This is a genomic window from Shinella sp. WSD5-1 (assembly GCF_963942435.1).
In the GTDB taxonomy this organism is placed as follows: domain Bacteria; phylum Pseudomonadota; class Alphaproteobacteria; order Rhizobiales; family Rhizobiaceae; genus Shinella; species Shinella yambaruensis.
Map to the genome: position 1 here is coordinate 35,826 of NZ_OZ012605.1, position 11,677 is coordinate 47,502.

An 11,677-nucleotide genomic window follows, 5' to 3' on the forward strand; every position below is an offset into this window, starting at 1 on the left:
CATGGGCATTCTCGATGCGCCGTTGCGCTGGCTGCAGCGGGCGACCGGCATCGGCGGCATGGCGGCCTTCTTCCTGATGCCGAACATGCTGATCTTCGGTATTTTCGTGCTGCTGCCCTTCTTCATCAACTTCGCCTATTCGATGACCGGAGGCACGGCACTCTTCCTGCCCGACCGCACCTTCGTCGGGGCCGGGCAATATGCGCGGCTCTTCGACTGCCGCAGCTATCTCGATCCGGGCAGCCGCGCGGAGGACACGTTCTGGACCGCGGTGAAGAACACCGCCTGGTTCGTCGTGCTCCAGGTTACGCTGATGATCCTCGTCTCGCTCGTGACGGCCCTCATCCTCAACCGTAACCTTGCGGCGCGCAGCTTCTGGCGGGCGGTCTTCTTCTTCCCCGTGCTGCTGTCGCCCGTCGTCGTCGGCCTCATCTGGAAGTGGATCCTGCAGCGTCAGGGCCTTCTGAATTTCGGTCTCTACGGGCTCGGCTTCGACCCCCATGTCTGGCTCAACGACCGCAACTGGGCCTTCGCCGCCACCATCGGCGTGTCGATCTGGGCGCATATGGGCTTCTACACCCTCATCCTGCTCGCCGGCCTGCAAGCGATCCCGAAGGACCTCTACGAGGCCGCCGAAATGGACGGCACCCGTCCGGCGCGGGCCTTCTGGCGCATCACGCTGCCGCTCCTGATGCCCAACCTGCTCGTCGTCGTCGTGCTCGTCCTCATCCGTGCCGTGCAGATCTTCGATGAAGTCTATGTCCTGACCGGCGGCGGGCCGGGCACCAGCACGCTCTATCTCACGCAATATATTTATGAGACGGGCTTTGCCGCGCAGCTGCGCAATCCGGGCCTTGCCGCGGCGGCCTCCATCCTCATGGGTGCCGTGCTCGTCGTGCTCACATTGCTTCAGCTCGGCCTCGGCCGCTCCGAAAAGAAGGGAGGCCGCAAATGAGCGGGATCGTACGCTTCCTCACGCGCCGAAGGGGTGGCAAGGGCTGGCACTGGACCGATATCGTCACCTGGGCCTGGCTTATCGGCGGCCTCCTCGTCATGTTCGGTCCGGCCGTCTGGCTGGTCGGCTCGTCCTTCAAGTCGCCTGCCGCGCTTGCCGAGTTCCCGCCCACCATCCTGCCCTATGTCACGCAGAAGGTGACGGTCGAGGGTTACGACAAGCCGCTCGACCTCTACGAGGCGACGCTGGAGGACGGCTCGACGGCGGTGCTGGCGGAAGTGCGCCGCATCGGCGTGGTCAGCCAGATGGTGGACCCGAAGGATCCCGGCGAGATCGTCAAGGTCAACATCGCCAAGCGCACGCCGGTCAGGGAAATGTCCTTCGCGACGGACAACTACACCGAGCCCTTCACCCATTTCGATTTCGTGCGCTACCTCTGGAACTCCGTCTTCGTAACGGTGACGGCGACGCTGATCACGCTCGTCGTCAACTCCATGGCCGCCTTCGCGCTCAGCAAATACGAGTTCCGCGGCCGCACGCTGGCGATGCTGCTGATCCTCGCCACGCTGATGGTGCCGCTCTCGGTCATCATGGTGCCGCTCTATTCCATCGTCTCGGCGCTCGGCCTCTTCAACAACCTCTGGGGCGTGATCCTGCCGACGGTGGCGACGCCCACCGGCGTCTTCATCCTGCGCCAGTACATGCTCACCATTCCGGACGAGCTGGTCGACGCCGCGCGCATGGACAAGGCCTCCGAATGGCAGATCTACTGGCGCATCATCCTGCCGCTGACGGCGCCGGCGCTGGCGGTGCTGGCGATCTTCTCCGTCGTCTGGCGCTGGAACGACTTCCTGTGGCCGCTCATCGTGCTCTCGCGCAAGGAGCTCTACACGCTGCAGGTCGGCCTCAGCATCTATTCCGGCGAACTGAACGTGCAATGGCACTTCATCCTCGCCATGACCGTCGTGACCATGATCCCGGTCGTGCTGGTCTTCATCTTCCTGCAGCGCTTCATCACCACCGGCATCGCCGGCACCGGACTGAAATAGGGGGGCTCCATGGGCCATATCAAGCTCACCAATGTGAAGAAATCGTTCGGCGCCGTCGACGTCATCCACGACGTCAACCTGGAGATCGAGGACGGCGAGTTCGTCGTCTTCGTCGGCCCGTCGGGTTGCGGCAAGTCCACGCTGCTGCGCATGATCGCCGGGCTCGACCGGCCGACCAGCGGCGACCTTGCCATCGACGGCAAGGTGGTCAACACCGTGCCGGCCGCCGACCGCGGCCTTGCCATGGTCTTCCAGTCCTATGCGCTCTATCCGCATATGAGCGTGCGCCAGAACCTCGCCTTCGGCCTCGAAAACACCCGCATGCCGAAGGACGAGATCGCCGCCCGCATCGGGGAAGCCGCGCGCATGCTGGAGATCGAGGCCTATCTCGACCGCCGGCCGGGCCAGCTCTCGGGCGGCCAGCGCCAGCGCGTCGCCATCGGCCGGGCCATCGTGCGCCGGCCCGTCGCGTTCCTGCTCGACGAGCCGCTGTCGAACCTCGACGCGGAGCTGCGCGGCTCCACCCGTGCGGAGCTTGCGGCCCTCCACGCCCGGCTTGCCGCCACGATGATCTACGTGACCCACGACCAGGTCGAGGCGATGACGCTGGCGGACCGCATCGTCGTGCTGCGCGCCGGACGCATCGAACAGGTCGGCACACCACTCGACCTCTACAACCGCCCCGCCAACCGTTTCGTCGCCGGTTTCATCGGCTCGCCGCACATGAACTTTCTCGAAGGCACGGTCGAGGCGGCCGGACCGGACCGGAGCGTCGTGGCACTGGCCGGCGGCCAGAAGCTGGAACTGCCTTCGACCGGCATGGCCGGCGCGCGCGTGACGCTCGGCGTGCGCCCGCACCACATCACGCTCGGCCGCAGCGAAAGCAGTCTTTCGGCAAAGCTGACCCTCATCGAGGCGCTCGGCGCCGAGACGGTGCTGCATGCCGATCTTTCGGGGCAGAAGATCCTTGTGGTCGCGCCGGGGCAACACGACCTTGCGCCGGGCGAAAGCATCGATCTCTCGCTGGCCGCCGCGCCCATCCATCTCTTTGACGAAAAGGGGCTGCGCCTTGAACACCTTGTTTGACCTCACGGGCAAGGTCGCGCTCGTCACCGGCGCGCGCACCGGTCTTGGCCAGGCCATGGCGCTGGCGCTCGCAAGGGCCGGCGCGGATATCGTCGCACTCGGCTCCTCCGCCATGCCGGAGACGGCTGAGCGGGTGGCCGCGGCCGGCCGCCGCTTCCATGCCATGACGGTCGATCTCTCGAAACCGTTCGATGCCGGCGCCGTCATCGCCGAGACCGTCGCGACGGCCAGCGGTATCGACATTCTCGTCAACAATGCCGGCATCATCCGTCGCGCCGATCTGCTCGACTATGCAGAGGACGACTGGGACAGCGTCATCGACGTCAACCTCAAGGCCGCCTTCCGGCTGTCGCAGGCCGCGGCCCACCACATGGTGGCGACGAAGCGGTCTGGCCGCATCGTCAATATCGCCTCCATGCTGAGCTTCCAGGGCGGCATCCGCGTGCCGGCCTATACGGCCTCCAAGCATGGCATTGCCGGCCTCACCAAGGCGATGGCGAATGAACTCGCCCCGCATGGCATCACCGTCAATGCCATTGCCCCCGGCTACATGGCGACCGACAATACCGAAGCGCTGCGGGGCGACCCGGACCGCAGCGCCCAGATCTCCGCCCGCATTCCCATGGGCCGCTGGGGCAGTCCCGGCGATCTTGACACGGCCGTCCTGTTCTTCGCCTCGCCCGCCTCCGGCTATGTCACGGGCACGGTGCTGCCCGTCGACGGCGGCTGGCTCGTCCGGTAGGGGTACCTCATCATGCCGATCTCCTCCGAACGGCTCCGGTCTCTCATCGGCTTTGCCGAAACCGAGCTACGGCTGGAGGAAAGCCGTGTCGAGACGCACGAGGACCATGCTATCGAGCACCTGCGCTTCCGTCTGTCCGACGGAACCGCCGTGCGGGGGCTGCTGGCGCGGCCGCTCTCAAGCGAAGGGGCGCGTCCCGCCATCCTCTATGCCCATGCCCACGGCAACCGCTACGAGGTGGGCGCCAGCGAACTCACGGAGGGCCGCCCTGCTCTGCTGGACCCGCCGGGGCCGGTGCTGGCAGGCGAGGGTTACGTGACGCTTTGCATCGACATGCCGACTTTTGGCGAACGCACAGGCTTGACGGAAAGCGCGGCAGCCAAGGCGGCGCTCTGGCAGGGGCGGACACTGTTCGGCCAGATGCTGGGGGAGCAGGCAGCCGCCCTCACCTGGCTTGCCGCACGGCCGGATGTCGATCCTGCCCGTATCGGCATGACGGGCCTTTCCATGGGCGCGACGCTCGCCTATTTCCTCGCCGCCCTCGACACGCGCGTCGCCGCGGTGGCGCATCTGTGCTGCTACGCCGATTTCGCGACGCTGGTGGAAACCGGCGTACATGACCTGCATGGCCACTACCTCACCATGCCGGGCCTTCTTGCCGAAACCTCGACCGGTGAGATCGCCGGACGCATCGCGCCGCGCGCCCAACTCATCTGCATCGGCTCGGAAGACCGGTTGACCCCGCCGCTTGCCGTCGAGCGTGCCTTCCGCGAGACCGCCGCCGCCTATTCCCGCGCCGCCGTCCGCGGACGGCTCGCGCTTCTCACGGAGACAGGCATCGGTCACCGCGAAACAGCGCGCATGCGCACGGCGGTGCTGGATTTCTTCAAGGAACATCTTTGATGTGCAGAAGGCAAACAGGTCCAACTTAGGGCCTATGCTTTCCTGGAAGCGGGACAAGTGCGTATTGCGGACTTATCGTGAGGGGTCTTTCGGTGTTGCCGCGCCCGTGCCGCTGGACTGCACAAATGTCACCACCCTGGCCCATACCGAATTCTCGACATCCTCGCCGGTTGGATCGTCGGTTTCATAATCTTCAATCAGGGTCAGGAAACCGCCGTCTGCGATTTTGATATCCTCCGGAGAGAGGTATCCCTGCTCGCACTCCTCGCAATGCGCATAGATCGCCGACGTCGTCAGGTTCTTCTGAAGCCAGAGCCGCCCCTGGCTGCAGAGCGTGCAGGTACCGACATGGTAAAGCTGTCTCATCGGGCTTTCTGTCCGATTGGGCATCGGCAGCCGCACGGGCCTGGCGGAAGAACCCGCTTCAGCACCCGTCCCCTCCGCCGCTGTCGTGGCCGCTGCAACCATCCGGGGAGGCACCAAAGGCGCCTGCATTCGACCCGCCGGCACTGCCGCCGCCCAACATCCTGCGAAGGCCCGCGCGGCGCGGCCAGATCAGCAGGAGCAGGAACAACAGCAGCATCGAGAAAACAACTGCCACAGTGCCTTGGAGCAGGATGCCCATCGCGTTATCGCCTCCTCGATCCTCGGCCGCCGGCCGGCCATGTTACTGCCGCGACGACTGTAGAATGGGCCAGGCACCGCGCGAAAACAACCATCTCCGTCAGCCGCGCCTTGCCTGCTGCTTAAACACAGCAAGCCTACCGTCCAGAAGGGCTAAATCTGAGCAGCCCGCGCTCAAGCGCTTGCCGGCAACGAAATGCTCGAAGTCTTCGCGCCTACCGACCCGGTGGCGCGGCCACCGAGCGCCGAACGACGAGCTCTGCCTCCAGGACCTGAGAATTCCGATACGAGCCGTCCTCGATCTTCTTGAGCAACAGTTCCACCGCAGTCGCGCCGAGCTTGGCGACCGGTCGTCTTACGACGGACAGCGGCGGCCGGAACACGACGGCCCATGGGGCATCGTCAAAAGCGATGATCGAGAGATCCTCGGGGACCTGGAATCCGAGTTCTTGGGCCGCTCCCAGCGCACCCAGGGCCATTTCCTCGTTCGTGGCGAGAATGGCCGTCGGTGGTTCGGGGCCTGAAAGGATCTCGGCCATTGCTTCGTGTGCGGTCTCCACGCTGCTGTGGCAGTAGCGGCTCCATTCGGGCTTCGTCACAAATCCCAGCCCGGCAAGTGCCGCCCTCGCCCCTTCCACGCGATCCAGAACCGTGCCGACCACATGGGCGGGCATGGTCAGGCTGTGCTTTTCGACACTGGCCGTGGCCACCAGCAAACCGATCCGCTTGTGACCCGCAGCAGCGAAATGCCGGACCGCCGCGCCCGCGGCCGCACGATCGTCCGTGGTGACGAAGTCTATTTCATGCGAATCGACGCGCCGGTCGAGCAGCACGACCGGTACTTCCGGCTCGCTTTGAACGATCAGATGCTCGGTCTCGTTCTGCGAGGCCGGCACGACAATCAGCCCATCGACACGCTTCTCGATCAGCACCCTGACGGCATCACGCTCACGCTCGAGGTCGTCGTCCGTGTTGAGGACGAGTATCTGGTAGCCAGCCTTGGAGGCCGTTTCGATGATGGAGCGGATCGCACTGGTGAAGAACGAGTTCGAGATATCGGCAACGACGACGCCGATCGTCAGGGAGCGGCCGGATCGCATCGACCGGGCGAGCTCGTTCACCCGGTAGTTCAGCTCGGCCGCCGCCGCCATGACGCGTTCGCGGGTCGCCTGCGTGACAAGGCCGTAGCCGCCGAGGGCGCGGGCGGCCGTGGCGCGGGACACCTTGGCGCGTTGCGCTACGTCGATCAATCTCGCTGCCTTCTCACTCGGTGCCTGCGTCATCTCACGTCCCGATTTCTCGACCGGCTGTCGATATCACATAATGGATTGGCCCCGACATGGAAAACCGGGGCCGGAGGACGCGCACAATTTATGGAAGGACCAGCTCGGCGCCCGCCCGCCGGCACGTCGCGGCTGCAACCATCATCGCGTCGGCAAGATACACCCGCCAGGCCTCCTCGCCGGCCGGCCGGCCGCCTCGCAGGATGGACGCAACGAGGCTTGCCAACGTCGCATCCCCCGCTCCCATCGTATCGATGATCGGTTCCGGCCTGCTCGCGATCGGAACCTCGACACGAAGGCCCGACCGGTCGACCAATGTCGCTCCGTTTGCGCCATGGGAGAACAGGATGGTTTCGACCCCCATGCCGAAGAGATGTTCACCCACCGACGGCCAGTCCGTTCCATAGAGAAGCTGCACATCCTCATCGCTGAGCTTCACGAGGTTCGCGACGCGGAGAACCGTCTCGAAGCCCTGGCGATAGGCGGATAGAGAGGAAATCAAGCGCGGACGGGGATTGGGATCGGCGATCCGCAGGCCCGGCACGACGGAAAGGGCCTGCACCAGATCGTCGGCATATGCGGGGTTGTCCAGCGGATACGAGTTGACGACTGCGGCGGCGGCATTCGACAGCGCATGCAGTGCCTCCACCCCGAACGCGATCCGGCGGCGGTACATGGCCGGCGCGAAGGCATAGCTCGGCTCGCCATTCGACCGGGTCGAGCTCACGACACCCGTCGGATCCACCGTCGGCGTGTTGACGATGCGGATTCCACGCTCCCGCGCATAACGCAGGAGATAGTATCCGTCCCGATCCTGGCCGACACGCGTGACAAGCGTCGAGGTCAGGCCGAGGCGTGCGATGCCGGCGGCGAGGTTGAGCCCCGCCCCGCCGGCGAACCGCTCGGGCTCCCGCCCCTCGGCCCGGACTTCGTCGACGATGCAATCGCCGATGGTTACGACAACGTGCATGCGAGGCTCACTGCAGATTGGTGTGCCGATAGGCCATCGTCCCGTGGGCGTCTGCCATGCCGGACGCGAGTTGCATGACCACCGCATCGAGAAGCAGCAGGCACGCCTGCTCGAAGAGGCTCCCCCCGAACTGCTTCGTCTCGCTCACGGGAACCGGCAGGACGACGTCGGCGATGCCGGCGAGCGTCCCCTTGGGCTTGTGCGTCAGCGTTATCACCCTGGCCCCCTCGGCCTTGGCGATCTTCGCGTAGCTGAGGCTGACAGGCGTCTCGCCTGAGCCCGAGATGATCAGCAGGCCGTCGCCGTTGCGCACGGAAGGTGCCGTCACCTCGCCGACGAAATGCACGGGCCTGCCGAGATGCATGAACCGCATCGCCGCCATCTGGGCGGCAAGCCCCGAGCGCCCCTGGCCGGAGAAGAACCACCGGCGTCCTTCCTCGCGGAAGGCATCGGCGACGGCGGCGAAGGCCTGCGGGTCGATGCGTTCGAGCAGTTCGCCTATTTCTTGTCCCACGGCCAGCCAAGGCCTTGTTCCGGGAGCCGTTCCTTGATCCATGATGCTACCTTTCCAGGGGTTTCCGTTTCCGTGATGGCGCTGCCGACGACGAGAATCTCGGGCTTCACGGCGATGACCGATTCCAGCGTCGCCGGTCCTATCCCTCCGGCGAGCGAGACGCGGAAGCCGCGCGCGTGCATGGCGGCAACGGCGTCGATATGGCCGGTCGAGCTGTCGCCGGCGAGGCGGGCGTCCGTCGGCGAATGAACGGCGACATAGGCAAAACCGTCCGGCAGAACGAAATCGGGCGGCAGCAGCACAGGCTTGCCGGATTCCGTGATCGTGTCGACGATGACGGACGCACCGAAGGCGGTGGCACACTTGCCGACTGTCTCATGCGTCGCCGAGGAGGCGCAGGACAGGACGGTCATGAAGGACGCGCCGGCGCTGAACACCATGTTCGCCTCGAACGAACCGCCGTCGACCGTCTTGGTATCGGCGAGAACGGGCACGCCGGGGCAGATCTCGCGCACGGTCGTGATGGCGGCGATGCCGAAGCGCTTGAGAAGCGGGGTGCCAACCTCGATGATGTCGGCGACGCCCGTGAGGGCGGGCAGGATTGCGAGATGCTCGGGCTTGTCGAGCGCGACTTGCAGCAGCATTGAGCTGTTCCCTTCAGGATTGGCCAAGACCGGTGATCGCCTTCAGCAGGCTGTCTGGCGTGAACGAGGAGGAGGGAGCGTCCGCGACCACCCGGCCGAGGCGCAGCACGACGATGCGGTCCGTCACCTCGAGCACATGCGGCAGCGTGTGGGAGATGAAGATGACGCCGAAGCCCTTCGCGCGGGCATGGCGGATGATCTCCAGCACTTCTCCCGCCTGGCGCGCGCCCAGATGGTTGGTCGGCTCGTCGAGGATGATGACCTTGTTCGCCCAGGCCACGGCCCGGCCGATCGCGACGGCCTGGCGCTGGCCGCCGGAAAGACGCGCGACCGGGCGATCGCTCGCCGGCACGGCAATGCCGACACGCTCGAGTTCGGCATGGGCATCGCGGCGCATGGCCTTTTCGTCGAGGAAACCAAGTTTGCCGAGAAAGCCCTTTCGCACGATCTCGCGGCCGAGGAAGACATTCGCCGCCACCGTGAGGTCCGGCGCGATGCCGGAATCCTGGTAGAGCGTCTCCACCCCTGCTTCCAGCGCGTCGTGCGGCGATTTCCAGACCCGGCGCTGGCCGTCGAGGTAGATCTCGCCGCTGTCCGGCTCGTGCGCCCCGGAAAGCACCTTGACCAGGGTCGACTTGCCCGCGCCGTTGTCGCCGACAAGACCGACCACTTCGCCGGCACGCAGGGTGAAGTCGACATTGACGAGGGCCACGACGCCGCCGTAGCGCTTTCCGACGCCGCGGACTTCGTAGAGAACGGAAGCGTTTTCCATCAGCGGCCTCCCCTGGCGCCAAGTCCCTGGATTCCGACGGCGAGCGCGATGAGCGCTGCCACGACGATCTGCTGCCAGTTGGGCTGGACACCGATCAGGATGAGACCGCTCAGCACCGCCGTCGTGATCAGCGCGCCGATGACGACGCCCGTCAGCTTGCCGGTACCACCGAGCAGGCTGACGCCGCCGATCACCGCCGCCGCGATGGCATTCAACTCGCCGCCCCGCCCGGAGAGCGGCGAACCGGATCCGAGCCGAAAGTAGACGAACGCGCCGGCAAGCGCCGCCAGGACACCGGACAGCAGATAGAGCTTGATGAGATGCCGCTCGACATCGATCCCGGCGCCGCGGGCTGCGAAGGGATTGGAGCCGATCGCATAGGTCCAGCGGCCGAACCGCGCCCGGGACAGGAAGGCCCAGGAGACCGCGATGATGACGAAAACGGCGATGACGGGCACGGTCAGCGCGCCGAGATAGGTGGCGTTGCCAAGGAGGATGACCTCCTTCGGCGCACCGGCGATCTGCGTGCCGCCGGTGAGGACGAGGCTCATGCCGGCCGCCGCGCCCATCGTCGCCAGCGTCGCGACGAAGGGCACGAGCCGGCAATAGGTGATCAGGATCCCGTTGATCAACCCGACCACGACGCCGACGCCTACCGCGACCGCCAGCCCCAGCGAGATCGCCAGCCACGGATCGAGGCCCGCCTCGTTCGCCGCGCGGATGACGAGCGCCATGGAGACGCCCGCCAGCCCGAGAACGGAGCCCACGGAAAGATCGATGCCCCTCGATGCGATGACGAAGGTCTGGCCGATCGCCATCAGGACGACGGGCGAAAAATCCTGAAGGATGTTCGCCATGGCCCGGATCGAGAAGAACCGGGGATTGGCAAGCGAGAACGCAAGCACCATCACGCAGAACAGCAGCAACAGAACGACATCCTGCCGCAGGCCGGTCGCCTTCAGGCGGGCCAACTTTCCTTGCATGTCCATTTCGTAGATCTCCGCGCGGGACGTGGGGAAAGCCGCCGGCTTACTCCGAGTACATGGAGGCGCCGGTCTCCGCGAAGTTCTCCTTGGTCATGACCACATTCGGAATGACCACGGACTTCTCGATCTTGTCGGCCCCCGCGCCGGTGACTTTCGCCTTGGCATATTCGAGGGCCAGCTCGGCTTCCTTGGCAGGCTGCTGGGCGACGAGCGCGGTAAAGACACCCTCCTGCAACGCGTCGACCTGCGCCTTGTAGGCGTCGTAGCCGACGAGCTTGACCTTGCCGACGGCATTGTTGTTGCGCAGTGCGGCGATCGTACCCGTACCGCTCGTGCCGTCGATCGCGAAGATGCCGGCGAGATCGGGATGGTTCAGCAGCACGGTGTTGACGGCGGAGGTCGCATTGGCCGGCTGGCTGTTGGCATATTCGCGGCCGACGATCTCGATCTTTGGGAAATTCGAGGCCAACTCCTCACGGAAGCCCTGTTCGCGCAACGTGTTGGTCGTCGCACCCGGCGAACCCGACATGATGAAGACCTTGCCCTCGCCGCCGATCTGCTCCGCCAGCGTCTTGGCCGCCTGCCGCCCGCCGTCGACATTGTCGCCGGTGATATGCGCGGTCAGATAGGCCTGGTCGGAGACCGTCGTGTCGACGGTGATGACGGGAATGCCCGCGGCTTCCGCCCGCACGACGGCCGGCTGCAGCGAGTCCGGATCGGTCGGCACGAGGATGAGCGCATCGATGTCGTCAGCAAGCGCCGCATCGACAAACGGCATCTGAGACTGCGGCGAGTATTCCGAAGCGCTACCCTGCCAGACGAGTTCGACGCCGAGCTTGTCGGCCGCCGCGCGGGCGCCCTTCTCCATCGCCAGGAAGAACGGGTCGGAAGCAATGCCGGGAATGAAGGCGATCTTCAGCTTATCCTGTGCATTTGCGGCGTGCACGCCAATGGCAAGCACGGATACGGCTGCAGCAATCACCATGCGACGGATGCGGCTCATTTTTCTCTCCTCCGTGAAAATGAGATCGATCTCATCGAGAGATATCATGCTTTATCGGCCTGTCAACCGAAAAAGAGATCGATCTCATGAAGTCGGAATAGCCTTCACTATGGAAGGGCCGCCGAGATTCCTGTCCCAAGCCTCTT

General features: G+C 65.4%; 14 protein-coding genes. 5 read left to right on the top strand and 9 right to left on the bottom strand.

Annotated features, from left to right (window positions below):
• Position 1: 1 nt before the first annotated feature.
• Genes AABQ55_RS35660 through AABQ55_RS35680 form a run of 5 tightly spaced genes read left to right on the top strand, consistent with a single transcriptional unit; the run spans position 2 to position 4,735 of the window.
• Positions 2-955, top strand: a complete 954-nt coding sequence (locus tag AABQ55_RS35660; protein WP_443021351.1) for a carbohydrate ABC transporter permease — start codon at positions 2-4, stop codon at positions 953-955.
• Positions 952-2,004: a carbohydrate ABC transporter permease gene (locus tag AABQ55_RS35665; RefSeq protein WP_272809475.1), complete on the top strand. Its 1,053-nt coding sequence runs from the start codon at positions 952-954 to the stop codon at positions 2,002-2,004. Before AABQ55_RS35660 ends, AABQ55_RS35665 begins: the two co-directional genes overlap by 4 nt.
• Positions 2,005-2,013: 9 nt before the next feature.
• Positions 2,014-3,090 (top strand): ABC transporter ATP-binding protein, encoded by a 1,077-nt coding sequence (locus AABQ55_RS35670; protein ID WP_272809474.1) that lies wholly within the window; start codon positions 2,014-2,016, stop codon positions 3,088-3,090.
• Complete coding sequence (kduD, locus tag AABQ55_RS35675) at positions 3,074-3,832, top strand: 2-dehydro-3-deoxy-D-gluconate 5-dehydrogenase KduD (RefSeq protein ID WP_272809473.1); 759 nt, start codon at positions 3,074-3,076, stop codon at positions 3,830-3,832. Before AABQ55_RS35670 ends, kduD begins: the two co-directional genes overlap by 17 nt.
• 12 nt (positions 3,833-3,844) lie before the next feature.
• Positions 3,845-4,735 carry an alpha/beta hydrolase family protein gene (locus AABQ55_RS35680; protein WP_272809472.1) on the top strand — a complete coding sequence of 297 codons (891 nt, stop codon included), beginning with the start codon at positions 3,845-3,847 and terminating at the stop codon, positions 4,733-4,735.
• 72 nt (positions 4,736-4,807) lie between these two features.
• On the opposite strand, the gene AABQ55_RS35685 is transcribed toward AABQ55_RS35680, so the two are convergent.
• The 9 genes from AABQ55_RS35685 to AABQ55_RS35725 form a co-directional block, all read right to left on the bottom strand.
• On the bottom strand, positions 4,808-5,101 hold the full coding sequence (locus AABQ55_RS35685) for a hypothetical protein (protein ID WP_272809471.1): 294 nt from the start codon (positions 5,099-5,101) through the stop codon (positions 4,808-4,810).
• Positions 5,102-5,159: 58 nt separating this feature from the next.
• The gene (locus AABQ55_RS35690) at positions 5,160-5,360 is read right to left on the bottom strand and encodes a hypothetical protein (protein WP_272809470.1); all 201 of its coding nucleotides are present in this window, start codon (positions 5,358-5,360) and stop codon (positions 5,160-5,162) included.
• A gap of 214 nt (positions 5,361-5,574) precedes the next feature.
• Positions 5,575-6,609 (bottom strand): LacI family DNA-binding transcriptional regulator, encoded by a 1,035-nt coding sequence (locus tag AABQ55_RS35695; protein ID WP_272809469.1) that lies wholly within the window; start codon positions 6,607-6,609, stop codon positions 5,575-5,577.
• 121 nt (positions 6,610-6,730) lie between these two features.
• Positions 6,731-7,612 (bottom strand): PfkB family carbohydrate kinase, encoded by an 882-nt coding sequence (locus AABQ55_RS35700; protein ID WP_272809468.1) that lies wholly within the window; start codon positions 7,610-7,612, stop codon positions 6,731-6,733.
• 7 nt (positions 7,613-7,619) lie between these two features.
• On the bottom strand, positions 7,620-8,126 hold the full coding sequence (locus tag AABQ55_RS35705; protein ID WP_244770470.1) for an SIS domain-containing protein: 507 nt from the start codon (positions 8,124-8,126) through the stop codon (positions 7,620-7,622).
• Positions 8,111-8,770 carry an orotidine 5'-phosphate decarboxylase / HUMPS family protein gene (locus AABQ55_RS35710; protein WP_272809467.1) on the bottom strand — a complete coding sequence of 220 codons (660 nt, stop codon included), beginning with the start codon at positions 8,768-8,770 and terminating at the stop codon, positions 8,111-8,113. Before AABQ55_RS35710 ends, AABQ55_RS35705 begins: the two co-directional genes overlap by 16 nt.
• A gap of 13 nt (positions 8,771-8,783) precedes the next feature.
• Entirely contained in the window at positions 8,784-9,542 is a 759-nt protein-coding gene (locus AABQ55_RS35715; RefSeq protein WP_272809466.1) for an ATP-binding cassette domain-containing protein, read from the bottom strand.
• Positions 9,542-10,525: an ABC transporter permease gene (locus AABQ55_RS35720; protein ID WP_272809465.1), complete on the bottom strand. Its 984-nt coding sequence runs from the start codon at positions 10,523-10,525 to the stop codon at positions 9,542-9,544. Before AABQ55_RS35720 ends, AABQ55_RS35715 begins: the two co-directional genes overlap by 1 nt.
• 46 nt (positions 10,526-10,571) lie before the next feature.
• On the bottom strand, positions 10,572-11,531 hold the full coding sequence (locus AABQ55_RS35725; RefSeq protein ID WP_272809464.1) for an ABC transporter substrate-binding protein: 960 nt from the start codon (positions 11,529-11,531) through the stop codon (positions 10,572-10,574).
• Positions 11,532-11,677: the final 146 nt, after the last annotated feature.

What these genes read in the sequence shown, in the direction of transcription:
- AABQ55_RS35680 (WP_272809472.1), top strand. Translation starts at nt 3,845, where the DNA reads ATGCCGATCTCCTCCGAACGGCTCCGGTCTCTCATCGGCTTTGCCGAA.
- AABQ55_RS35660 (WP_443021351.1), top strand. Translation starts at nt 2, where the DNA reads ATGGGCATTCTCGATGCGCCGTTGCGCTGGCTGCAGCGGGCGACCGGC.
- AABQ55_RS35685 (WP_272809471.1), bottom strand. Translation starts at nt 5,101, where the DNA reads ATGAGACAGCTTTACCATGTCGGTACCTGCACGCTCTGCAGCCAGGGG.
- AABQ55_RS35710 (WP_272809467.1), bottom strand. Translation starts at nt 8,770, where the DNA reads ATGCTGCTGCAAGTCGCGCTCGACAAGCCCGAGCATCTCGCAATCCTG.
- AABQ55_RS35720 (WP_272809465.1), bottom strand. Translation starts at nt 10,525, where the DNA reads ATGCAAGGAAAGTTGGCCCGCCTGAAGGCGACCGGCCTGCGGCAGGAT.
- AABQ55_RS35665 (WP_272809475.1), top strand. Translation starts at nt 952, where the DNA reads ATGAGCGGGATCGTACGCTTCCTCACGCGCCGAAGGGGTGGCAAGGGC.
- AABQ55_RS35725 (WP_272809464.1), bottom strand. Translation starts at nt 11,531, where the DNA reads ATGAGCCGCATCCGTCGCATGGTGATTGCTGCAGCCGTATCCGTGCTT.
- AABQ55_RS35700 (WP_272809468.1), bottom strand. Translation starts at nt 7,612, where the DNA reads ATGCACGTTGTCGTAACCATCGGCGATTGCATCGTCGACGAAGTCCGG.
- AABQ55_RS35715 (WP_272809466.1), bottom strand. Translation starts at nt 9,542, where the DNA reads ATGGAAAACGCTTCCGTTCTCTACGAAGTCCGCGGCGTCGGAAAGCGC.
- AABQ55_RS35670 (WP_272809474.1), top strand. Translation starts at nt 2,014, where the DNA reads ATGGGCCATATCAAGCTCACCAATGTGAAGAAATCGTTCGGCGCCGTC.
- AABQ55_RS35690 (WP_272809470.1), bottom strand. Translation starts at nt 5,360, where the DNA reads ATGGGCATCCTGCTCCAAGGCACTGTGGCAGTTGTTTTCTCGATGCTG.